Origin of the sequence: Sediminimonas qiaohouensis DSM 21189 (genome assembly GCF_000423645.1) — a bacterium.
Taxonomy (GTDB): Bacteria; Pseudomonadota; Alphaproteobacteria; order Rhodobacterales; family Rhodobacteraceae; genus Sediminimonas; species Sediminimonas qiaohouensis.
In genome coordinates, this window is record NZ_AUIJ01000034.1 from 1 (window position 1) to 21,547 (window position 21,547).

General features: G+C 63.6%; 21 protein-coding genes, 1 tRNA gene and 1 pseudogene. 11 read left to right on the forward strand and 12 right to left on the reverse strand.

The features are described from left to right. The 5 genes and pseudogenes from G568_RS0116195 to G568_RS20835 form a co-directional block, all read left to right on the forward strand. A partial coding sequence (locus tag G568_RS0116195; protein WP_026758990.1) for an integrase core domain-containing protein occupies positions 1–296 on the forward strand: 296 nt, incomplete at its 5' end. Between the two features lie 36 nt (positions 297–332). Beyond that, positions 333–686 (forward strand): annotated as a pseudogene (locus tag G568_RS19170) (winged helix-turn-helix domain-containing protein); the annotation flags it as partial. Positions 687–782: 96 nt separating this feature from the next. Further along, positions 783–2,915 (forward strand): NAD-dependent DNA ligase LigA, encoded by a 2,133-nt coding sequence (ligA, locus tag G568_RS0116205; RefSeq protein WP_051203116.1) that lies wholly within the window; start codon positions 783–785, stop codon positions 2,913–2,915. Next, positions 2,912–5,002, forward strand: coding sequence for an ATP-dependent DNA helicase RecG (gene recG, locus G568_RS0116210; protein WP_026758992.1), 2,091 nt, complete (start codon positions 2,912–2,914; stop codon positions 5,000–5,002). The genes ligA and recG overlap by 4 nt, the downstream gene beginning before the upstream one ends. Positions 5,003–5,109: 107 nt before the next feature. Beyond that, positions 5,110–5,232 carry a hypothetical protein gene (locus G568_RS20835; RefSeq protein ID WP_281169017.1) on the forward strand — a complete coding sequence of 41 codons (123 nt, stop codon included), beginning with the start codon at positions 5,110–5,112 and terminating at the stop codon, positions 5,230–5,232. A gap of 157 nt (positions 5,233–5,389) precedes the next feature. On the opposite strand, the gene G568_RS0116220 is transcribed toward G568_RS20835, so the two are convergent. Further along, positions 5,390–5,842: an iron-sulfur cluster assembly scaffold protein gene (locus G568_RS0116220; protein ID WP_026758993.1), complete on the reverse strand. Its 453-nt coding sequence runs from the start codon at positions 5,840–5,842 to the stop codon at positions 5,390–5,392. 65 nt (positions 5,843–5,907) lie between these two features. On the opposite strand from G568_RS0116220, the gene hisI reads away from it, so the two are divergent. Beyond that, entirely contained in the window at positions 5,908–6,270 is a 363-nt protein-coding gene (gene hisI / locus G568_RS0116225; protein WP_026758994.1) for a phosphoribosyl-AMP cyclohydrolase, read from the forward strand. 4 nt (positions 6,271–6,274) lie between these two features. Here hisI and gluQRS read toward each other — a convergent pair whose 3' ends face one another. The 3 genes from gluQRS to G568_RS0116240 form a co-directional block, all read right to left on the reverse strand. Further along, positions 6,275–7,150, reverse strand: coding sequence for a tRNA glutamyl-Q(34) synthetase GluQRS (gene gluQRS / locus G568_RS0116230; protein ID WP_026758995.1), 876 nt, complete (start codon positions 7,148–7,150; stop codon positions 6,275–6,277). Between the two features lie 41 nt (positions 7,151–7,191). Next, on the reverse strand, positions 7,192–8,553 hold the full coding sequence (gene trmFO / locus G568_RS0116235; protein ID WP_026758996.1) for a methylenetetrahydrofolate--tRNA-(uracil(54)-C(5))-methyltransferase (FADH(2)-oxidizing) TrmFO: 1,362 nt from the start codon (positions 8,551–8,553) through the stop codon (positions 7,192–7,194). A gap of 292 nt (positions 8,554–8,845) precedes the next feature. Continuing rightward, positions 8,846–9,634 (reverse strand): enoyl-CoA hydratase, encoded by a 789-nt coding sequence (locus tag G568_RS0116240; protein ID WP_026758997.1) that lies wholly within the window; start codon positions 9,632–9,634, stop codon positions 8,846–8,848. A gap of 58 nt (positions 9,635–9,692) precedes the next feature. Here G568_RS0116240 and G568_RS0116245 point away from each other — a divergent pair, with 58 nt between their 5' ends. The 3 genes from G568_RS0116245 to rpsI all read left to right on the forward strand — a co-directional run bounded on the left by G568_RS0116245 (position 9,693) and on the right by rpsI (position 11,248). Further along, a complete protein-coding gene (locus G568_RS0116245) occupies positions 9,693–10,115 on the forward strand; it encodes a PaaI family thioesterase (protein WP_026758998.1) in 423 nt (140 codons plus the stop codon). 177 nt (positions 10,116–10,292) lie between these two features. Then, positions 10,293–10,760, forward strand: coding sequence for a 50S ribosomal protein L13 (rplM, locus tag G568_RS0116250; protein ID WP_026758999.1), 468 nt, complete (start codon positions 10,293–10,295; stop codon positions 10,758–10,760). After that, complete coding sequence (gene rpsI / locus G568_RS19175; protein ID WP_037374340.1) at positions 10,760–11,248, forward strand: 30S ribosomal protein S9; 489 nt, start codon at positions 10,760–10,762, stop codon at positions 11,246–11,248. The genes rplM and rpsI overlap by 1 nt, the downstream gene beginning before the upstream one ends. A 110-nt stretch (positions 11,249–11,358) precedes the next feature. Here rpsI and G568_RS0116260 read toward each other — a convergent pair whose 3' ends face one another. The 6 genes from G568_RS0116260 to G568_RS0116285 all read right to left on the reverse strand — a co-directional run bounded on the left by G568_RS0116260 (position 11,359) and on the right by G568_RS0116285 (position 17,184). Next, positions 11,359–11,976 (reverse strand): TetR/AcrR family transcriptional regulator, encoded by a 618-nt coding sequence (locus G568_RS0116260; RefSeq protein WP_026759001.1) that lies wholly within the window; start codon positions 11,974–11,976, stop codon positions 11,359–11,361. 100 nt (positions 11,977–12,076) lie between these two features. Then, positions 12,077–13,048 (reverse strand): alpha/beta fold hydrolase, encoded by a 972-nt coding sequence (locus G568_RS0116265; protein WP_026759002.1) that lies wholly within the window; start codon positions 13,046–13,048, stop codon positions 12,077–12,079. A 1-nt stretch (position 13,049) separates the two neighbouring features. Then, entirely contained in the window at positions 13,050–13,973 is a 924-nt protein-coding gene (gene metA, locus G568_RS0116270) for a homoserine O-acetyltransferase MetA (RefSeq protein WP_026759003.1), read from the reverse strand. A 45-nt stretch (positions 13,974–14,018) separates the two neighbouring features. Then, on the reverse strand, positions 14,019–14,876 hold the full coding sequence (locus G568_RS0116275) for a hypothetical protein (protein ID WP_026759004.1): 858 nt from the start codon (positions 14,874–14,876) through the stop codon (positions 14,019–14,021). An 80-nt stretch (positions 14,877–14,956) separates the two neighbouring features. Then, positions 14,957–15,862 carry a DMT family transporter gene (locus G568_RS19180; protein ID WP_281169018.1) on the reverse strand — a complete coding sequence of 302 codons (906 nt, stop codon included), beginning with the start codon at positions 15,860–15,862 and terminating at the stop codon, positions 14,957–14,959. Beyond that, a complete protein-coding gene (locus tag G568_RS0116285) occupies positions 15,859–17,184 on the reverse strand; it encodes an ATP-binding protein (protein WP_026759005.1) in 1,326 nt (441 codons plus the stop codon). Before G568_RS0116285 ends, G568_RS19180 begins: the two co-directional genes overlap by 4 nt. Before the next feature lie 41 nt (positions 17,185–17,225). Here G568_RS0116285 and G568_RS0116290 point away from each other — a divergent pair, with 41 nt between their 5' ends. Together G568_RS0116290 and G568_RS0116295 are read left to right on the forward strand one after the other, a co-directional pair. Further along, positions 17,226–18,143 (forward strand): MBL fold metallo-hydrolase, encoded by a 918-nt coding sequence (locus G568_RS0116290; RefSeq protein WP_026759006.1) that lies wholly within the window; start codon positions 17,226–17,228, stop codon positions 18,141–18,143. Positions 18,144–18,220: 77 nt separating this feature from the next. After that, a tRNA-Asn gene (locus G568_RS0116295) sits at positions 18,221–18,295 on the forward strand. A gap of 18 nt (positions 18,296–18,313) precedes the next feature. On the opposite strand, the gene G568_RS19185 is transcribed toward G568_RS0116295, so the two are convergent. Next, positions 18,314–19,339, reverse strand: coding sequence for an FAD:protein FMN transferase (locus G568_RS19185; protein ID WP_245582970.1), 1,026 nt, complete (start codon positions 19,337–19,339; stop codon positions 18,314–18,316). After that, positions 19,329–21,545, reverse strand: coding sequence for a PepSY domain-containing protein (locus G568_RS0116305; RefSeq protein ID WP_026759007.1), 2,217 nt, complete (start codon positions 21,543–21,545; stop codon positions 19,329–19,331). The genes G568_RS19185 and G568_RS0116305 overlap by 11 nt, the downstream gene beginning before the upstream one ends. Positions 21,546–21,547 lie beyond the last annotated feature (2 nt).

Here is a 21,547-nt window from a genome sequence, read left to right on the forward strand (position 1 = left end):
GCATCTTCCACAGCGACAGAGGCAGTCAATACTGTTCGCATGACTACCAGAAGATCCTGCGCGAACACGGCTTCCAGGTCTCGATGAGCGGAAAAGGTAATTGCTATGACAATGCGGCTGTTGAGACGTTCTTCAAAACCATCAAGGCGGAGCTGATCTGGCGGCGGGCATGGGCAACCAGGCGCCAAGCTGAGATGGCGATCTTCGAATACATCAATGGTTTCTACAATCCGCGTCGACGACACTCAGCATTGGGCTGGAAAAGCCCGGTCGCCTTCGAACGGAAAGTGGCTTAAACGAGCACTCGGAGCGGCACAAATACGTGACAGGTCCAATCAGTGATCCGCACCGGCAAGGTGACGGTGAACCTGGACGCCAAGACGGTCGAGGTATCGGGCACTTCGGTGCACCTGACGGGCAAGGAATACCAGATGCTCGAGCTGCTGTCGCTGCGCAAGGGCACGACGCTCACGAAGGAAATGTTCCTCAACCACCTATACGGCGGCATGGATGAACCCGAACTCAAGATCATCGACGTGTTCATCTGCAAGCTGCGCAAGAAGCTGAGCATCGCAACCGGCGGCGATAGCTACATCGAAACGGTTTGGGGGCGCGGCTACGTTCTGCGCGATCCAAATCCGGTGGATGCGGAGGACCGCCGTCCGCCGCTTGCCATCGGCGCCTGAGCGGCACCAACGGGGGGATGATCGCCCCCGATGACCCCGCTCTCGGTCTGGACCTTGAGCGTGCGCCGCCCTATCACTCGACAAGAGGATAGGGGGATGCGCCGCGTGACCACCGATATCGACATTGACGCACTCGACCGGGACCAGGCGCGGCAAGAGCTTGCCCGGCTGGCCAAACTTCTGGACCGGGCGGATGCCGCCTATCACCGCGACGACGCGCCGGTCATGTCGGATGCCGAGTATGACGCGCTAAAACGCCGCAACACCGCGATCGAAGAACGGTTTCCCGACCTCAAGCGCGGCGATAGCCCCAGCGACCGCGTCGGCGCGACGCCTGCCGAGGGCTTTGGCAAGATCAGGCATGCGCGGCGCATGATGTCGCTTGGCAATGTCTTTGAACCTGAGGAAGTGCGCGACTTCGACGATTACGTGCGCAAATACCTCGGAATGTCCGCAGATGCGTCGCTGACCTATACCGCCGAGCCCAAGATCGACGGATTGAGCCTTTCGTTGCGCTATGAGGACGGGGTGTTGATCCAGGCCGCGACGCGTGGCGATGGCGCCGTGGGCGAGGACGTCACCCGCAACGCCCGCACCATCGAAGATATCCCGACCCGTCTGGAAAACGCGCCCCGGATCCTGGAGGTGCGCGGCGAGGTCTACATGAGCCATGCCGATTTCGCCGCGTTGAACGAGCGGCAGCGCGCCGCCGGCGACAAGGTGTTTGCGAACCCGCGCAACGCCGCCGCGGGTTCGCTGCGGCAACTGGACGCCGAGGTCACGCGCCGAAGGCCATTGCGATTCTTCGCGTATGGGTGGGGGGAAACCTCGGCCAACCTCGCCGACACCCAAAGCGAAAGCTTGCGCGTGCTTGGGCAACTTGGCTTTGCCATCAATGACATGACACGGGTTTGCGACGGCCCCGAGGCGATGCTCGAACACTACAACCGGATCGAGGCGGCGCGCGGCAGCTTGGGCTATGACATCGACGGCGTGGTCTACAAGGTCGATGACCTGGCCCTGCAGGCGCGTCTTGGGTTCCGGTCCACGACGCCCAGATGGGCCATGGCGCACAAATTCCCTGCCGAACTGGCCTGGACGCAGTTGGAAAAAATCGAAATCCAGGTCGGCCGCACCGGCGCGCTTAGCCCCGTTGCGCGGCTGCACCCGGTCACGGTGGGCGGTGTCGTGGTCTCGAACGCGACCTTGCACAACGAGGATTATATCGCCGGGCGCGATGCCGACGGCGCCCCGATCCGGGACGGCAAGGATATCCGCGAGGGCGATTGGGTGCAGGTCTATCGCGCCGGCGATGTGATTCCCAAGGTTGCCGATGTCGATCTGTCCCGGCGACCCGCCGACGCGTCCCCCTACCAGTTTCCGCAAACCTGCCCCGAATGTGGCAGCGCTGCCATCCGCGAAGAGGGCGATTCGGCGCGCCGCTGCACCGGCGGCCTGATTTGCCCGGCGCAAGCGGTGGAAAAGCTCAAGCATTTCGTCTCGCGCGCCGCCTTCGATATCGAGGGACTCGGCGCCAAACAGGTCGAGCAATTCTACCGCGATGGCTGGATCAAGGAGCCGGCCGATATCTTTACCCTGGAAGAGCGGTTCGGCCCCGGACAGCCACGGCAACTCAAGAATCGCGAGGGATGGGGCGAGAAGAGCGCGACAAACCTTTTCGCCGCCATCCACGATTCGCGCCGCATCCCCTTGTCACGGGTTCTGTTCGCCCTTGGCATCCGGCACGTGGGCGAGGTTGCGGCCAGGACCTTGGCCACGCATTACGGCACCTGGACGGTGTTCATCCGCGCCATGGACGGCGCAGCGCCGCAGGAAGGGCCCGATTGGAACGAACTGATCGGCATCGACGGGGTTGGCAAGGTGATGGCGCGCGCGCTGGTTACCAGTTTCGCGCAACCGGCCGAACGGGCCAGCATCGACCGACTCGTCGCGCTGCTCGAGATCGAGGAGGCCCGCCAAACCGCCCCGGCCGACAGCCCCGTAGCGGGCAAGACGATTGTGTTCACCGGCACGCTGGAACGCATGACCCGCGCCGAGGCCAAGGACCGGGCCGAGGCCCTGGGCGCAAAGGTTTCCGGTTCCGTGTCGTCCAGGACCGACCTGCTCGTCGCGGGGCCGGGGGCCGGATCCAAGGCCAGGAAGGCGGCCGATCTGGGCGTTGAGGTGCTGGACGAAGAGGCCTGGCTCAAACTGTTGGGGCAAGCATGACCGGGCGCCCGGAAATCCTGTTCCCGCTTTTTGCAGGACTGGAAACCCTGCCGGGTATCGGGCCAAAAACGGCGGATAATCTTGCACATTTGCAAATCACCCGCCCGCGCGACCTGATCTTTACCCTGCCGCATTCGGGCATCGATCGACGCCGCCGTAGCACCGTCAAGGGCGCGGCGCTGCCCGAGGTGATCACCGTCGAGGTGACCATCGGACAACACCGCGAGCCGCGTAACCGGTCAGGGGCGTACAGGATTGTCGTGGAGGACGCCGAGACGACCTTCCAACTCGTCTTTTTCCATGCGCGCGGCGACTACCTGCTGCGGCAGCTTCCCGTAGGGGCGCGGCGGATCGTTTCGGGCAAGGCCGAGCTGTTCGACGGGATCGCACAGATGGTGCACCCCGATCACATGCTCCCCGTCGATCAGGCCGATGAGATCGCCGCGTTCGAGCCGGTCTACCCCCTCACCGCCGGCGTCACGCAGCGGCAAATGACACGCGCCGCGCAGGCGGCCCTGACCCGCGTGCCAGAGTTGCAAGAGTGGATCGACCCCGCGCAAAAGAAAAAGACCGGCTGGTCGGATTGGCAGGCCGCGCTGACAGCGGCCCACACCCCGCAAACCATGGGCGACCTCGCCCCGACCGCCCCCGCGCGCGAGCGGCTGGCCTATGATGAGTTCATGGCGCACCAGATCACGCTCGCCCTGGCGCGCAGTTCGCTCAGGCGCGGCGGCGGGCGCGAGACGCATGGCACCGGCACGTTGCAGCAGCAGGTGCTTGCCGCGATCCCGTTTCACCCGACTGATGCACAGATGCGCGCACTTGAGGAAATCGCCCGCGACATGGCCGCGCCGCAACGCATGAACCGGTTGCTGCAGGGCGATGTCGGTTCGGGCAAGACGCTGGTCGCGCTGCTGGCCCTGCTGATCGCGATCGAGGCGGGCGGGCAGGGCGTTCTGATGGCCCCCACCGAGATCCTGGCGCGACAACATGTCGAAGGGATGGCGCCTCTGGCCAAAGCCGCCGGCGTGCGCCTTGAGCTGCTTACGGGGCGCGACAAGGGAGCCGAACGGCGCGCCAAGCTCGACGCGCTAAGCCGCGGCGAGATTGACATTCTCGTGGGCACACACGCCGTGTTTCAGCACGATGTCGCCTTCGCCGATCTGCGCCTCGCCGTGGTGGATGAACAGCACCGTTTTGGCGTACGCCAACGGCTTGAACTGGGGCGCAAGGGGCAGGCGGTGGATGTCCTCGTGATGACGGCGACGCCGATCCCGCGCTCGCTGGCGCTGGCGCAATACGGCGATATGGACGTCTCGGTGCTGGATGAAAAACCCGAAGGCCGCAAGCCGATCAAGACGGCGCTTGTCGCCGCGGGCCGCATGGACGAGGTTGTCGAGCATTTGCGCCGCGCGATCCTTGAGGGGCGGCAGGCCTATTGGGTCTGCCCGCTGGTCGAGGAAAGCGAAGCGCTCGACCTGACGGCCGCCGAGGCGCGGTTCAAGCGACTGCGCGCCGCGCTTGGCGAGGGCAATGTCGGCCTGGTCCACGGCCAGATGCCGCCGGCCGACAAAGACGCGGCGATGAAATTGTTCCAGGAGGGAAAAACCGCCGTTCTGGTCGCGACGACCGTGATCGAGGTGGGCGTCAACGTACCAAACGCCACCATCATGGTGATCGAGCGGGCCGAGATTTTCGGCCTCGCGCAATTGCACCAGTTGCGCGGCCGTGTCGGGCGCGGAACGCAGCAATCCACCTGCCTTCTGATGTATCAACCGCCCTTGTCCGAGGGTGGCGAGCGGCGTCTGACCACGCTGCGCGATACCGATGACGGGTTCCGCATCGCCGAGGTCGACATGGATATGCGCGGCGCCGGCGATCTGATCGGAACGGCGCAATCCGGCCTGCCGCGATTTCGCATCGCGGACATGGAGCGGCAGGCCGCGCTGATGGCAACGGCCCAAAGCGATGCGCGCAAATTGCTGTCGGACGATCCCGACCTGACATCGCCGCGGGGGCGCGCCGCGCGCGTCCTGCTGTGGCTGATGGAGCAGGATCAGGCGATACGCCTGATTTCCGTGGGATAGTCCCCAGGTCACCTTGTGTTCGCAAATGTTCTCAGAAAGTTCTTTACTTTTGATTAAAGAAATGAGAACAAAGGAGCAACGTAAGGTATCACAGCAGGAGAAATCCCATGCTCGCACAGATCAAGATCAGTTTTGCCCGCTCCCGCCACGCGTTGCTGTCGGATGCGGCCGGTGTGGCTGCGCTGATGGTGATGTTGGTTGTGGGGCTTCATTTGCCCGCGATTAGCTAGTTCTGCCCGCGATCCGCGTTGCACCGGCCTTGTATCCTGGCTCCGCCGGATACAGCTCTGCCTTGAAAACATCGCCTGCCTCGCGTGTTTCTTCGGTGCATGTCCCCGCGATCGCTACCTTGACGCCGCCGCCCACACTGGGCGCGCGGCGTTTTTTTTATGCGGTTTGCGCCTGCTCCGCCTGCTGCATCGCCTCGCTCAATGCCTCCAGCGACAGCATGATCGACGCGTGGCGGTTCTTGTAGTCACGCGCCGGGCGCAGCACCTCCAGCCCATCAAACGGGGCAGGGGGTGTCGGGCCATCGGATTTCAACATCGCCTTGAGGGCATCGCGCGCTTCCTCGATCTGCGCGCGGGTGCAACCGATCGCCGCCGCCCCGACAACGGCCGCCGCCGCCTGCCCAAGGGCACAGGCCTTCACATCCAGCCCCAGATCGCTTAGCCGGTCGCCGTCCATGACCGCATCCACCGTCACGGTCGAGCCACATAACGGCGCCCGCCGCCGCGCGGTCGCGTCGGGGGCGTTCAACCGCTCGGTATGCGGAATATCGGCCGCCAGCGCCAAAATACGCTGCGAATATAGCTTGATCAGATCGTTTTCACCGCTCATGGCTTTTCCTTTGCCGCCCTCTCCCATAAATAGGTCGCGAATTCGTGGATGCCAAAGGTTTTGTCATGACATTTGATCCAGAAACGCTCCGCCTTGACGCCCGGGGCCTGATCCCTGCGATAGCGCAGGATGCCACCAGCGGCGAGGTGTTGATGATGGCGTGGATGTCACCGGAATCGATTCGGCGCACGCTGGAAACGGGGCGCGTTACCTATTGGTCCCGCTCTCGCGCTGATTTCTGGGTCAAAGGCGAAAGCAGCGGCCACGTGCAGGAGCTGGTCGATTTCCGCGTCGACTGCGATCGCGATTGCCTGTTGGTGCTGGTCAACCAAACCGGCCCTGCCTGCCACACTAACCGGCCCAGTTGTTTCTACACAGCCGTGCGCGCTGGCCAGGAGGTGATCCTGACCGAGCCACTGGACGACTGAGCGTTTAGCGCGCCACCGGCAAGCCCACCCGCCTGCGAATGTCATCCGGTGTCTCGCCCGCCGCGCGGTAGGTGGCGATGGCGCGTGCATCGTCGCGCTTGGCCAGGCGCTTGCCGTCCTCGTCGCGGATCAGGTGGTGATGGTGATAAACCGGCGTCGGCAGATCAAGAAGCCGCTGCAAGATCACGTGAATCGCCGTCGCATCGAACAGGTCCGCGCCGCGCGTGACATGCGAAATGCCTTGGGCCGCGTCGTCGATGACCACCGCAAGGTGGTAAGACGTGCCCATGTCGCGCCTGGCCAGAACCACATCGCCTATGTCATTGAGCGCATGATCGCGGGTGATTTCCACATCGCGCGCCTGTCCTTCGCCCGTTTCCGTAAACCGAAGCGGCCCGAGCGCGGCCAGCACGTCAAACGCCGCCTCCATGTCGAGGCGCAGCGCCACGCCCCGCGGCATGGGGCCGGAGGCGGCGCGCGCCTTCGCCCCGCGGCACGTCCCGGGGTAGATCAGGCCATCGGGGCCATGCGGCGGAAAGTCCCCTTCTTGCTGTGCGGTGCTGGCGGCGATGACATCCCGGCGCGTGCAGGTGCAGGGATAAATCAAACCGTACGACCATAGCGTACGAAGCGTACAAACATAACGGTTCAGGTTTTGGGATTGGCGCAGAACAGGTTCCGGCCACGACAGGCCAAGCCAATGCAGATCGTCATATATCTGCCTCTCCCACTTTTGCCGTGCGCGGGTTTGGTCGATGTCCTCGATCCGCAGGACGAAGGTGCCACCGGCCTCCCGCGCCATGTCCGATGCCAACAACGCCGAATACGCATGCCCAAGGTGCAAAGGCCCGGTGGGGGATGGCGCGAATCGTGTTATCACCATATTATCAGGTGGTTGTAGGTCGAACTTCATCTACCCAATCAAGCGCTGACCGGCACAGATCCTTGCTGCGCCAGCCAATCGCTCCAGGCCGCTTTGGCCCGATCGGTATAGGCCTTGTAGCGGTCCTTGCGCCCACGGCGCCCGCCCTTGAGGCCCTCGACCGGACGAAATAGACCGAAATTTACGTTCATCGGCTGAAAGCTCTTTGCCTCGGCACCGCCCGTGATGTGATGTATCAACGCGCCCATGGCACTATCTTGCGGCGGCGGCGGAAGCGTCTGACCAAGGATCTCGGCCGCCGCCATTCGCCCGGCCAGCAGGCCCATGGCGGCGCTCTCAACGTATCCCTCGACGCCTGTAATCTGTCCCGCGAAACGGATATGCGGGCGCGAGCGCAGGCGCATCTGGTTATCCAGCAGGGTGGGCGAGTTGATGAAGGTGTTGCGGTGAATGCCGCCCAGACGGGCAAACCGCGCCTCTTCAAGTCCGGGAATGCGCCTGAAAACATCGACTTGCGCGCCATACTTCATCTTGGTTTGAAACCCGACGATGTTGAAAAGCGTGCCAAGTGCATTGTCGCGCCGCAATTGCACCACGGCGTATGGCTTGGTCTCGGGGTCGTGGGCGTTGGTCAGGCCAACGGGTTTCATCGGCCCATGCCGCAGGGTTTCGCGCCCTCGCTCGGCCATTACCTCAATCGGAAGGCAGCCGTCGAAATACTGCGCGGTTTCCCCCTCGTGGAACTCGGTCTTTTCCGAGGCCAGAAGCGCATCGATGAACGCCTCGTATTGATCGCGCGTCATCGGGCAATTGAGGTAGGCGCGCTGCTCGTCCTCGGTCTCGCCCTTGTCATAGCGCGACTGCATCCATGCGACGTTCATATCTATGCTGTCGGCATAGACGATGGGGGCGATGGCATCGAAAAAGGCCAGTGCATCACGCCCCGTCGCGGCGGCGATATCGGCGCCCAAACCTTCGGACGTCAACGGCCCGGTCGCCACGATCCAGTGCCCATCGTCGGGCAGGGCCGCGATTTCACCGTGCTCGATCTCGATATTGGGGTGGGCGCGCAACGCTGCGGTAACGGTTTCGGCGAACGGGTCGCGATCCACGGCCAGGGCGCCACCGGCGGGCAGGCGGTGCTGATCGGCGGTGTGCATGATCAACCCGTTCGCCGCCCGCATTTCCCAATGCAGCAGGCCAACGGCGTTTTGCTCATCATCATCCGATCGGAAGGAGTTTGAGCAAACCATCTCGCCCAGATTACCGGTGCGATGCGCAAATGTTTCCACCTTCGGGCGCATCTCGTGGATCACCACGTGCACGCCCATGTTCGCGGCTTGCCATGCGGCCTCGGACCCGGCCATGCCGCCGCCTATGATATGCAGTTTCTTCGTCATGGCCCCGACTTAGGTTAGATTGTTTCGCTTGGAAAGAGAGCAATGGCCGTCCCGGGCCATGCGGACTGATCGAGGAGTGGGTCACCGAAAGCTTTGCTCGCGCTCGTCAGAGAGAGGCTGACCTGGAGGGACGCTATCTTGATCGGTGACCCATGCTCGCGTCATGGCGCATTGGGTTGCTGCACCTTGCGCAATAGATACCATGCCTGAATGCGTCGGAAAAGTGGCAAAGCTGGCGAAACCTGGAAATAGTGGCGTCGCAAAGTGGAAACTATGTGCGCGGCCCGACGGTCTATGATTGGTCCCATTCGGGGGGGCGCTTGTCCAGGAAGGCGGCGATACCTTCTTCGGTGTCGCGGTAGAGCATGTTTTCCACCATCACCTGACCCGTATGCGCGTAGGCCTCATCGATCGGCATCTCGAGCTGCTCATAGAAGGCCTGTTTGCCGATCTTAACGGCTGCGCCCAGTTTGCTCGCGACGTGCTGCGCCAATTCCTCCGTTGCGGCCTCCAGGTCCTCGGGGGGCACGACGCGGTTGACCAGGCCAAGGGCCATCGCGCGATCGGCTTCGACGAATTGCCCGGTCGTCAGCATCTCGAACGCATGCTTGGCGCCTATGTTGCGGCTAAGCGCAACCATCGGGGTCGAGCAGAACAACCCGATATTCACGCCGTTGACCCCGAAACGCGTCCCCTCGGCCGCAACCGCCATGTCGCAGGACGCGACCAGTTGACAGCCCGCCGCCGTGGCAATCCCGTGGGTTTGCGCGATCACGGGCTGGGGCAGGCGCCGTATCGACAACATCACCGCGGTACAGCGGTCGAACAGGTCCTTGAAATAGGCGCGCCCGCCATCCTCGGCCTGTCGCCCGGCGGTCATTTCCTTGAGGTCATGCCCCGCGCAGAACGCCTTGCCCGCGCCCGAAAGAACGACCGCGCGAATCTCGGGCTGCTCGGCCAGGCGATCAAATTCTTCCTTCAGCGCCGCCAGCATCGCGTCGGATAACGCATTGAGCTTGTCAGGTGCATTCATCTGCAGGTGGGCAACCGCACCCGTTTCGTGACGTTCCAACAATGCCATCTTGTCCTCCCTCCGGTTTCCAGCCAAGTCTAGGCCCAAGCGAGAGGGGAGAACAACCATGCCAATGGAGATGACCATCGACGCCCTGCACGAGTTCATGGCCGAACAGTTTCCACAGGTGGCAGAGGATTTCACGATCGAGCAACTGAACGAGGACGGCGTTCGCGTGCGCCTGAACGTGGCCGAACGGCACCTGCGCCCGGGCGGCACGGTGTCGGGGCCGTCGATGTTCGCGCTGGCCGATGTCGCGGTTTACCTGGCGGTGCTTGCACGGATCGGCCCAAGGGCCTTGGCCGTGACGACGAATTGCAGCCTTGATTTCATGCGCAAGCCGGCAGCGGGGGTTGATCTGGTGGCAGAGTGCCGCCTTCTCAAGCTGGGCAGGGTCCTGGCCGTGGGCGATGTCCTGATCCGGTCCGAGGGGGTGGCGCAACCCGTGGCCCGCGCAACCATGACCTATTCGGTCCCGCCCAAGGGCTAGTTTCCCGCCAACGAACTGGGGTATTTTGATACCTATTTTTTAACCCACTGTTTTTGCAAGTAAAAGGCGGCACCGAGCCCCTTGACCACGCAATTCATGTGTCTATAAACGCGCCATCGAACATGACGGGTCCGGCGTGCGCGCCTGGCCCACAGCAACCAAGGGAACCGACCCGCGATGAAAACCTATTCTGCGACACCGGCAGACATCGACAAGAAATGGATCCTGATCGACGCGGAAGGCGTCGTTCTGGGCCGTCTTGCGTCGATCGTGGCCATGCGCCTGCGTGGCAAGCACAAGCCGCAATTCACACCCCACATGGATACCGGCGACAACGTCATCATCATCAACGCCGACAAGGTGCAGATGACCGGCAAGAAGCGCACGGACAAGAAATACTACTGGCATACCGGCTACCCGGGCGGCATCAAGCACCGCACGGCCGAGCAGATCCTTGAGGGCGCGCACCCTGAGCGGGTGGTGACCCAGGCGATCAAGCGCATGCTGCCGGGCAACAGCCTGTCGCGCACGCTGATGACCAACCTGCGCGTTTATGCCGGCGCCGAGCACCCCCACGAGGCGCAGGCGCCCGAGGTGCTTGAAGTGAAGACCATGAACTCCAAGAACACGAGGGTTGCGAAATAATGGCCGACCAAATCAACTCGCTCGAAGAGCTTGGCAACGCGGCCGTCGAAACGGCAGCCCCCGAAGCCGAAGCAGCCCCCCGTGAGCCAGTCCGCGACGAGCTGGGCCGCTCCTATGCCACCGGCAAGCGCAAGGATGCCGTGGCGCGCGTCTGGGTCAAGCCCGGATCGGGCAAGGTCACCGTCAATGGCCGCGACATCAACGTGTATTTCGCACGTCCGGTGCTGCAGATGATCCTGCGCCAACCGTTCAGCGTGGCCGGTGTTGCGGATCAGTTCGACGTGCTGGCCACCGTCAAGGGTGGCGGTCTTTCGGGTCAGGCCGGTGCGGTCAAGCACGGCATCTCGAAAGCCCTGCAGCTCTATGATCCCAGCCTGCGCCCCGCGCTCAAGGCCGCCGGGTTCCTGACACGCGACAGCCGCGTCGTGGAGCGCAAGAAGTACGGCCGTGCCAAGGCGCGTCGTAGCTTCCAGTTCTCCAAGCGTTAATCGCGTCGGTCAGAACGGCATTCAAACTTTTGGAAAAGCGCAGTGCTCAGCTGCGCTTTTTCTTTGCCGGTTGCCCGGTCGCGAACCCGAAAGGCGCGTGCCTCGACGGGTCAGTCGTCCGGCTCAATAAGGCCAAGGCCCCGCAAGTAGATCCCGATCCCCGTTTCCAATAACTCCTCCGGCGCGAATGGCGCGGCTGTTCCGGGTGAATTGCGCGCGAACAGCTCGACAACGCCGTGGCTCATGGCCCAGATATGCGCCGAGAACATCGCTGCCGGCGGGCGCCGGTCCTGGGGGATATGCTGGCTCAGGTCGCGGGCCGCGCGCTCCAGCACATCGCGCGCACGGGTTGCCGCCGCCGCCAGTTCCGGCGTCCGGTTAACCGAAATCCCGCTTTCAAACATGGCTATGTAATGGCCGGGGTATTTGCGCGCAAACGCCAGGTACGCGCGCCCCGTCGCCTCGAACGCGGCCAGCGCCGAGGGTTGGCCGCTCTCGTAGGCATAGTCGATCACGTCCGCAAAAATGGCGTAGCCTTGGCGCGCGGCCTCGGCGATCAAATCCTCACGCCCGTCGAAATGGCGATAGACGGCCGCCGGGGTAACTCCGGCCTGCTTGGCCGCTTCCGACAGGGTAAACCCCGCCGGGCCGCGCGCCTCGATCAGGGCAAGGGCGGCCTCAACAAGCGCCTGGCGCAGGTTGCCGTGATGATAGCCGCGTTTGCTCATGACAGGTCCCGGGCGACTGCGTGCGGCGCATGGCTATGGCGAATGAGCGTGAGAGTCACTGTGTGTTCCATGTGGCAAACAGTATGGCTGCGCATTGGTTTCAACGCAATTCAGCCCGCTTGGCGGCGCGATCTATCGCCTCGAGCACGGTATCGTGTGCCACGTGATGCGGCATATGACCGATGCCGGGCAGGGCGGTGAGACGCGCGCCGGGAATTTGCCGCGCAAGGGGGGCTGCGTGAATGCTGAAGGGAACGATGGTATCGGCTTGTCCGTGCACTATCTCAACAGGCATCGGCAGGCTGCTATAGCGCGGCGCCATCTCAACGATGTGCCGCCGCAAAGTGCCGACCTGCCGTGCATTGGCACGCATCGCCGCCGGGCGCATCGTGAGCGGCGCGCCGACATGGGCGGAATAGCCCGGCGGCGGGGATTGGGGCGCGAATATCTCGTTGATGCTGACCTCGACATACCCGTCCGGCACCAACGCGGACAACAAAGGCACAACGAAGGCCCCACCAAGCGCGGAGCCGGTGATCGCATAAAACGCCCCCAATCCGCCCGGCCAGGGGGTCGAGACCGCCGAAAGCAGAACCAGTGCGGCAGTGTCCGATGGCCGCGACAGACCCCAGGCCAACGCCACGGCGCCGCCATATGAATGGCCCAGAACGATGGGTCGGCGCAGCCCCAACTGATCGGACGCCGCTTGCAAAAGCGCGGCCTGTTCCGCGGGGCTTTCCGCGGCGGTGGTGAACAGGCGGTCATGGGTCGCCTTGCCGCGCCCGCTCCAGCCAAGGCCGGGCCGGTCGAACGCCGTCACGCGGTATCTGTCACGCAACAGCGCCGTCAGGCCAAATGTGAAATCGCGGGCATTGCCGCTGGCGCCGTGGATCAGCACCAGATCAGGCCCGGATCCTTCGGTTAGGGCGTGAACACGGGCGCCAGCCACGTCGAGTATACGCCCGGTCGGGGGGAACTCGGCTTCGGCGCGCATCCCGCGCACCGACACGCGCCGACGGAGCCATAGCCCAGCCCCGGCAAGTGCGGCGGATGTCGTCAGCGCACCTAACACGTCATGTCCCGATGGCGTTCATGTCGAAGGGGGTTGATTGATAAATCTGGTTGATCCAGTTGCCATAGAGCAGGTGCGCGTGGCTGCGCCAGCGGTTCTTGGGTGCGCGCGACGGGTCGTCGTCCGGGTAATAGTCGCGCGGAAGCTTTGCCGGAATCCCATCCGCAATGTCGCGGTCATATTCCTGCTTGAGCGTGTCGCTGTCGTATTCGAGGTGATTGAAGATATAAAGCGCCCGGTGACGCGGATCCTCGATCAGGCACGGCCCCACCTCGTCGCTTCCCAACAGGGTGGTCAGCGACGGCACGGCATCGACTTCGTCCTGGCGCACCTCGGTCCAGCGGCTGACGGGCACGATGCAATCATCGGAAAACCCGCGCAGGTAGGGCGAGGAGGGCACAAGATTGCGATGCCTGAAACACCCGAACGCCTTTTCCGTCAGCATGTGCTTTTTCACGCCGTGAAAATAATTGATCATCGCCATCCCGCCCCAGCACACACCGAAGGTGGAGTGCACGTGGGTTTGCGTCCACTCGAACACCTCGCACAGCTCGTCCCAATAGGTGACCGCGTCGAATGACAGGTGCTCGATGGGCGCGCCGGTGATGACCAGCCCATCGAAATTCACGCCCGACTCGCGGATCTCGGCGAACGGACGATAGAAGCTTTCCATATGCCTGGCCGCGGTGTTGCGGGTTTGATGTTCGCTCATGCGGATGAGGCTGAGGTCGATCTGCAAGGGCGTCGCGCCGATCAGACGGGCGAATTGGTTTTCCGTCTGGATCTTCTTGGGCATCAGGTTGAGAAGCCCGATATGCAGCGGGCGAATGTCCTGACGGGCGGCCTGATCCTCGGACATGACCATGACGCCCTCGCGCGTGAGCACGTCATAAGCGGGCAAATCCGAGGGGATCTTGATAGGCATGGTCAGGGTGTTCCTTGTTGCGGGGACTACAGGGGTAATGATGGTTTAACGCTGGTCAAGAACGCGCGCCACCAGTTGCTCGAAATCGGACGACGTGGAGATCTTTGCCACATCATCCGCGGAAACGGTGACGCCCCATTCCGCCATCTGGGCATAGAGCGGCTGGCGGTGCTCCAATGCCCGTCTGTAGGTCCAGCGAATGAACGTATCGGGATCGACTTGCGATTCCTCCAGGTTGTGTTCGCTGAGAAACTGATGCCACATCCTGTCAAGGAATTGCGGTTGATAGGACATCGGCTTGGGCGCCTTGTCGAAACGGCGGATCAATTCGGCGGTGTGGGCCTCGTCCCCCTTAATCCATATCATCAGGGTATTTTGCGCCAGCATCGACAAGAGCGGGTCGTTCGGGTCGGCCGGATCCACCCATTCGCAGATCGAGCCGCCCGTATCGCAAACGAAATGTCGATAGCCATAAAGCGTCTCTGCGCGCTCGATAAAATAGGGGGTGTCATTCAGTGCCGCAATCTCGCCGCGGCGGAACTGCTCCTGTCGGCGGGTGTATTCGGCATAGCTCAGGCCGCCGCGCGCGGGATCGCCCGGTTTGCCCAGGTAGGTCGAGACCGGGGCAAGATTGTCGAACGTGATGTTCGAGCCGATATAAATCGAATCCGACAGCAGCAGATCGCGCAGGAACGGCACGGTCATCGCATGCGCCTTGGCGTTGTCGGCGATGTATTCGCCCATATAGCGCGTGCCGATGCGGTAATCTATCGAGTAGTGAAACCACTCTCCCCCGCCGCGAAGCAGGTTCGCGAGGTGGGTCTTGCCCAGCCCTGACATCCCGAACAACAGCACGCGCTTGTGCGACGCGTCCAGCCACGTGCGTCCGTCCTTGTAGATCATTGCCCGTACTCCCCCTTCAAGGCCTGTGCGCTTGTCCTAGCCGGGCGGGGCGAGGCGGTCAAACCCGCTCGTGGCCGGCTCTATCCGGCCCTGTGCCGAAGGCCGCTTCGATATGCGCGCGATTCCCACCAGATATTCAGGTAATTGCCCGCAAAAATCAGCGCCGCGCCGGCAAAAACGAAAAGGTCCAACGCCTCGTCATAGAGAGCCATGCCAACGATGGCGATGACCGGCAGACGGGCGAAATCCAGTGGCACAACCACCGTTGCCGACGCAATCGACAAAGCCGATGTCAGGCAGTAATGCGCAGCCAGACCGGCGGCCCCGACAACGGCAAGCCATGGCAGGATTGCCACTGTCGGCAGGGCCACGTCGCCATCAACACCGGCGCACAAGACCCCCATGAGGGTTTGCAGTAGCGTCATGTAAAACAAGACGCATGTCGTGGTTTCCGTGCGCGTCAGCCGCTTGGTCAGCATGATATTAAGCGCGAACCCCACTGCCGCGCCTGCCGCGGCCAGGACGCCGATGCTCATGCTGTCGGGGCTGGGGCGCGCGACGATCAGGATGCCGGCAAACCCGAGCAGGGCAGCAAGTGCGCGCATCGGTGTCAGGCGCTCGCCCAGCACCAGCGGCGCCAGCACCACGACCCACAGAGGCGAGGTAAACTCGAGCGCGAATACCTGCGCCAGCGGGATCATGGTGATCGCGAAGAACCAAAGGTTCTGCCCGGTGAAGTGGAACACGTTGCGTAGCAGATGCAACCCCGGCCGCCGCCGTGTGATCCCGCGCCAGCCTCCGGTGGCGGCCGCGACGACCACCACGATCACAAGCCCGACAAAACTACGGTACATCATGATCTCGAAGGTATCGAACTGCGCCGAAAGGGCCCGCCCGGCGACGGCCATCGAAGAAAACGCAGCCACGGCGCCGCTCATCCATAGAGCGGCCCGCAAGACCGGGGGCGGGGCAGGGACTGCGGTCATCGGGCGATCACCATGTCCGCGCACAGCCCGCCTAAATCGGTACTCTGACGCAGGCGCAGCACACCGCCATGCGCGCGCGCAATGTCCGAGGCGATCGCCAACCCCAAACCAACGCTGCTGCCGCTGTTCTGGTTTCTCGCGGCGTCCAGGCGCGTGAACGGCTTGAGCGCCTCTTCGCGCGATCCGGGCGGTATGCCGGGGCCGTCATCCTCAACCCGTATGCGCAAGCTGCGCGGCGTGACCGTGACCGATACAACCGCCTTGCTGCCATAGGTGACGGCATTTCCGATCAGGTTCTCAATGGCCCGGCGGATCGCCACCGGGCGCATGGGCAGGGTGGTATCCCCCTCCGGCATATCGCCCAGTGTTACAGGCTTGCCGGCGCGCTGCGCGTCCTCCACGATCTCGCGGATCAGGGCGGTGGGGTCCGTGTCTTCGGGCGCGCCGTCGGTCGCGGTGCCGCGTGCGAAAGACAGGAACTCGTCCAGCATTCGCTGCATGTCCGCCACATCGCGTTCAAGCGGCTCCCGGTCCTTGTCGTCAAGCATTGACAACCCCAATTTGAGCCGCGTCAGCGGCGTGCGCAAATCATGGCTGACGCCCGACAGCATCAGCGTGCGCTGCTCGATCTGCCGCTCGATACGTGCCCGCATATCCAAAAACGCATGACCCGCCGCGCGAACTTCGATTGCGCCGGTCGGCTTGTAGGGCAAATGCTGTCCCTTGCCGAACGCCGCCGCGGCATCGGCCAGCCGCTTGATCGGGCGTAGCTGGTTGCGCAGATAGAGATAGGCGATCAGCGTCATCAACGCCCCGAAAAACACCATGTTTACAAATAGCTGGTGCGAATTTCGGGCACTTAACCGACGCCGGTTCACGCCCAGCTCCAGCAGGCCCGCGCGTGTCTCGACGTAGAGCCGCGCAGGCCCGTCGCCTGTAAGATGCACCGCCCGCAACGACGGCAGTTGCTCATCGAGACGCCGCAGGACAATTGCGCCGGACACGTCATACCAATACCGGTCGGTCTCGGGCGGCTGCGCATCTCGTGGCAGGTAGCGCAACTCCAACTCCAGCGCGCGGGCAGGGGCTGCCATCGCGGCAAGCGCCTTTTCGGGGCGGGCGTCCAGTGGAATTTGCTGCGTTACATACTGCACTTCGCGACTGAGCGCTTGGGTCATCTGCTCGGTCACATCCTCGAAATACCTCCGAATCGCGACCACCGAGACAACCAGTTGCAGCGTCACCACCGGCAGAATAAGAATCAGCAAAGCACGGCCATAAAGGCCGCGAGGCATCGAGCGTTTGAGCCAGCGGAACATCATGAGCCGGACCCTAGAGCGCATTGCTCCAAAGAGGAAGAGACATGCAGCCCGACGATGACTTCAACCCGCCCGCGGGCGTGCCCGAGACGCTGGCACCGGGGCTGCGCCGCGTCCTGGCGCCCAACCCGTCACCGATGACGTGGCGTGGCACCAACACCTACCTTGTCGGCGCGGGCGAAGACATCGCGGTGATCGATCCGGGCCCCGAAGACCCGGCGCACATGGCGGCAATCCTGGGCGCTTTGACACGTGGGCAGCGGATCAGCCACATCCTTGTGACCCATGCCCACCTGGATCATTCGCCCCTCGCGCGGCCACTGTCGCAGGAAACCGGCGCGCCGACGCTCGCCTATGGAAGCGCCTGGGCAGGACGAAGCGCGGTGATGACACAACTGGCCAAGGCGGGACTTTCCGAAGGCGGAGAGGGCGTCGATATCACCTTTGCCCCCGATCAGGCGCTACCAGATGGCGCGCGCGTGGCTGGCGACGGCTGGCAGCTTGAGGCGCTCTGGACGCCCGGGCATTTCGGGAACCACATGTCATTCGCCTGGGGCGACGCGGTGTTCACCGGCGATCTGGTGATGGGCTGGGCCAGCTCGCTGATATCGCCGCCCGATGGGGATCTGACCGATTTCATGGCGTCCTGCCGGATGCTGCGCGCGCGCGGCGCCCGCGTATTCCATCCGGGGCACGGTGCCCCGGTGACCCGCCCGAAAGAGAGGCTGGATTGGCTTATCGCGCACCGCGAGGCGCGCACCGATGCGATCCTCGCCACATTGGCCGACGGGCCGGCCGACGCAAGCGCGCTAGCCCGGCGCATATACACCGACACGCCAGCCGCGCTCATGCCCGCGGCCGCGCGCAACGTGTTCGCCCATCTCATTGACCTGGAAGGAAAACATCAGGTTCGCGCCATAGGTGGCCGCGCCTCGCATGCGCAATTCGAGCGCCTGCACTGAAACGCCGCATTTTCCCCCATTTTGTCGCGAAACCCTCTGGACGGCGCCTTGGAGGGTTGCTATATCGCCCCTCGTGTTCCGGCGTAGCTCAGCGGTAGAGCAGTTGACTGTTAATCAATTGGTCGTAGGTTCGATCCCTACCGCCGGAGCCAAATAGAAACTGCGCGGCGCTAGCGCGCAGCTTTCCTTCTCTTACTTCCATTTATCGCTACAGGTGCGGGATCGCACGTCGGATGTATTCTGCCCGCTGCGCCAGTTTCGAACAGTGGACCGACGCCAGACCGCTCGATCGCATCGCCAACGCGGGTAAGGAACAGGGCGTTCAGGCCCATACGGCGGGCCAGGGCGGTGCCCTTGTCGACCCCGCACACCATCAGGGCGGTTGCCCACGCGTCCGCATCCATGCAGCTAGGCGCAACCACGCTGACCGAGGCGGGGCAATCCCGCAAGGGGCCGCCGCGCGCGGGGTCAATCACGTGCGAAAGGCGCTGACCATCGTCCAGTTGAACCCAGTGGCGATAGTCGCCCGACGTGGCGATGGCCGCATCCTCAAGCGCCAATACCGACAGCGGCGCGCGGCGGTTGCGATCGGGCCTTTCAATGGCCACGGTCCAGGGGCGTCCGCCAGGGTGGTGCCCCTGGGTTCGAACCTCTCCATCCAGCCCGACCATCGCATGCGTGACTCCGAAATCCGCAAGCGCCATGTGCAGCTTGTCCGCGCCATACCCCTTTGCAATGGCTGACAAATCCAGGGTCAAAGGCGCGTGTTTTCGCGCGCTCATGCTTTGGCTGTCGAGGTCCAGCGCCTCATGCGCAGGCGTGCGCGGCGCATCAAGCGCGGTGCGCATGCGGTCGGTATCCGCCGGGTTCGGGCCGAACCCCCAAGCATCCACCACATCGCCGGTGCCGATATCAAAAGCGCCATCCGACGCCCGGCCGATCATCACCGCGTGCGCCAGAACCTCGATCAACGCGAGGGGGAGCTTGACCCAATCGCCCGGCTTCGCGGCATTAAGGCGCATCAGATCCGAGTCCGTCCTCCAAGTGGACATCTGTGCGTCGACTTCCCCGGTGGCATTGGCAAGCGCGGCTTCGAGCGTCTTGGGGTTCACCGTGGCCGGCGCATAGAACTGCGCGGTCCATCGGGTGCCCATCGTAGGGCCGCTCAGGCGGTGAAACACGAGGTCAGTAAACATCTTCGGAATATCTCCCCTCGGCCTTGAGTGTTGCCGGGCTGAGCCCCGCAGGCGCCAGGATTTCCGACAGGGCGGCCGTAACGCCCTCGGCCATTCCGCGCCCGCCGCATACCAGCACTTGCGCACCCTCGGCGATCAAGCGCTTCACGCGCTCCGCATCGCGGCGCAGGCTGTCTTGCACATGCATCGGTGTCGCGCCGCGCGAGAACGCGGTCGTGACCGTGCTCAGCCGTCCCTCGGCGCGCCACCGGCTCAGGTCGTCGCCATACAGCAGGTCGCAATCGGGGTGACGCGTGCCGAAATACAGGTGCATCGCGCGGCCCGAATGATTGGCGCGGGCAAAGCCGGCCAATGGTCCGACACCGGTACCCGCGCCGATCAATATCACCGGGCGGCGTCCGGGGGCGGGCCGGAAGTCCGGGTTCGGGCGGATGAACGCGCTGATCTGTGCGCCTGGCTCAAGCGACAACAGGTGCCCGGAACACAGACCGCCGGGGTGTCGACGCACACAGATTTCGACAAACCCGTCCTTGTAAGAGGACGCGAGCGAATAGAACCGGGGCAACCCGGCGTCCTCGGGCACAACACCCAGCAGATCACCCGCATCAAATCGCGGTTGCGTACGGCCCGCAAGGCGTGCCCAGAGACCGCTGCGTTTTGGCACGGAAAAGCGCAATATTGCCGTGGGCGCCTGAACCTCGGCCCCATAGTCGCGGCGCGAAATCAGCGTGAACACATGCCGGCGGGGCAGGGTGGGTTGGTGATGCAATTCCAACGGATCGATCTTCATCGCGACGCCAAGAGCCCGGCCCCACCGCGCAAAATCCTGCGGCGACTGGCGATCAACGTGGTCCATCGGCATCAGCGTCGGCCAACCTTGCGCCCTTGCCGCATCCGCCACGCGGTGAGCATAGGCGCAGAAATTGGGGAATTGCCTGTCGCCGAAGCCAAGAATTGCCATCGGAATTCGCGGCGTGTCGTCCGGTAGCGAGGCAAGCCGCCCCGGAAATCCCCGGGCCGAGGCAGGGGCCTCTCCGGCTCCATATGTCGCGGCCAGCACGATTATGCGCTCCGCCCGGCGATAACTCTGCGGCGCAAAGCGTGACATCGGGGCGGCATGCACGCGAAACCCTTGCGCTCTGAGCTCCGAATGCAGTGTCGCGGCAAAACCCCATGTGCTGCCGCCTTCGCTGCCGACCAAGATCACCGTGTCCGCATTGCCTGCACTGGCATTGGCGGCGATATTCGGGCGACCGACGCGGTTGCGCATCCAGATCACCAAACCAGTGACGGCCAGGGCGGGGACACACATTGCCACAAGTCCCAGGATCATCCCCAGCCACCAGGCTCCCTCGCCTGTATGTAGCATGTAGATCGTTTCGTTGACCTGTTGCAGCGCACTCGCCGGCGCCCAGCTCAGGAGTTCCCCGGTGCCCTGATCGATATAGCCTTCACCCGCGCTCGTCTTTATCGTGAACACATCCGACGGGTCATCCGGGTAGGGAAAGATGAGCGTACGCAGCTCGTTCAGGGGGGTATCGCGGAGAAGCGCCATCGCGACAGGGCTGACGCCCGTTTGCCCGCTGACCTGCTCGGGAAAGGGGGCGGGCATGTCGCCGTTTGGAACAAGGTCGAAGGTGCTCGCCGCCATGATCAGAGCGGTCGTTCCCGAGAGCAGAAGCCCCGGTGCCGCGAAGCGGCCCAACTCCACGTGCAACCGCCCGAACAGGGCCCCTCGTGGACGTGCGAACAGCTTTTTCCATCCGCCATGCCGCCGCGCTGTCAGCATGAGCCCCGAAATTGTCAGCAGTATCATCGCCCCCGCGCCAACGGCCGCTGCAATGCGCCCGCCGTCCCCCAACAGCAAAGAGCGATGGAGGTTTTGAACCCAACGCACGAAGGCAGAGGGGGCATGCGGCGCGGTGCCTTGGCCGGTTGCAGGATCGATCACCACCGATCCAGGGCGACCATCATCAAAATAGAACGCGGTGATCCGCCCATTCGGGCTGCGCTTGATCTGCTCCACGCCTGGGAAGTTGGACACCACCCGCTCGCCGATATCCGCCACGCTCAGGTCCGCTGCGGCGGGTGGGGCGCCGGCGTGATCGATCGCGGGCATGATCGACAGAACCGCACCACTGAGCGTGAGAACAATCACCAACAGCGCGGCAATCAATCCGGGAAACTTGTGCAGGGCACGGGTCATCG

Excerpts from the sequence above, each read along its gene's own strand:
- ligA (WP_051203116.1), top strand. The coding sequence starts at position 783 with ATGCGCCGCGTGACCACCGATATCGACATTGACGCACTCGACCGGGAC.
- recG (WP_026758992.1), top strand. The coding sequence starts at position 2,912 with ATGACCGGGCGCCCGGAAATCCTGTTCCCGCTTTTTGCAGGACTGGAA.
- G568_RS20835 (WP_281169017.1), top strand. The coding sequence starts at position 5,110 with ATGCTCGCACAGATCAAGATCAGTTTTGCCCGCTCCCGCCACGCGTTG.
- G568_RS0116220 (WP_026758993.1), bottom strand. The coding sequence starts at position 5,842 with ATGAGCGGTGAAAACGATCTGATCAAGCTATATTCGCAGCGTATTTTG.
- hisI (WP_026758994.1), top strand. The coding sequence starts at position 5,908 with ATGACATTTGATCCAGAAACGCTCCGCCTTGACGCCCGGGGCCTGATC.
- trmFO (WP_026758996.1), bottom strand. The coding sequence starts at position 8,553 with ATGACGAAGAAACTGCATATCATAGGCGGCGGCATGGCCGGGTCCGAG.
- G568_RS0116240 (WP_026758997.1), bottom strand. The coding sequence starts at position 9,634 with ATGGCATTGTTGGAACGTCACGAAACGGGTGCGGTTGCCCACCTGCAG.
- G568_RS0116245 (WP_026758998.1), top strand. The coding sequence starts at position 9,693 with ATGCCAATGGAGATGACCATCGACGCCCTGCACGAGTTCATGGCCGAA.
- rplM (WP_026758999.1), top strand. The coding sequence starts at position 10,293 with ATGAAAACCTATTCTGCGACACCGGCAGACATCGACAAGAAATGGATC.
- rpsI (WP_037374340.1), top strand. The coding sequence starts at position 10,760 with ATGGCCGACCAAATCAACTCGCTCGAAGAGCTTGGCAACGCGGCCGTC.
- G568_RS0116260 (WP_026759001.1), bottom strand. The coding sequence starts at position 11,976 with ATGAGCAAACGCGGCTATCATCACGGCAACCTGCGCCAGGCGCTTGTT.
- metA (WP_026759003.1), bottom strand. The coding sequence starts at position 13,973 with ATGCCTATCAAGATCCCCTCGGATTTGCCCGCTTATGACGTGCTCACG.
- G568_RS0116275 (WP_026759004.1), bottom strand. The coding sequence starts at position 14,876 with ATGATCTACAAGGACGGACGCACGTGGCTGGACGCGTCGCACAAGCGC.
- G568_RS19180 (WP_281169018.1), bottom strand. The coding sequence starts at position 15,862 with ATGACCGCAGTCCCTGCCCCGCCCCCGGTCTTGCGGGCCGCTCTATGG.
- G568_RS0116285 (WP_026759005.1), bottom strand. The coding sequence starts at position 17,184 with ATGATGTTCCGCTGGCTCAAACGCTCGATGCCTCGCGGCCTTTATGGC.
- G568_RS0116290 (WP_026759006.1), top strand. The coding sequence starts at position 17,226 with ATGCAGCCCGACGATGACTTCAACCCGCCCGCGGGCGTGCCCGAGACG.
- G568_RS19185 (WP_245582970.1), bottom strand. The coding sequence starts at position 19,339 with ATGTTTACTGACCTCGTGTTTCACCGCCTGAGCGGCCCTACGATGGGC.
- G568_RS0116305 (WP_026759007.1), bottom strand. The coding sequence starts at position 21,545 with ATGACCCGTGCCCTGCACAAGTTTCCCGGATTGATTGCCGCGCTGTTG.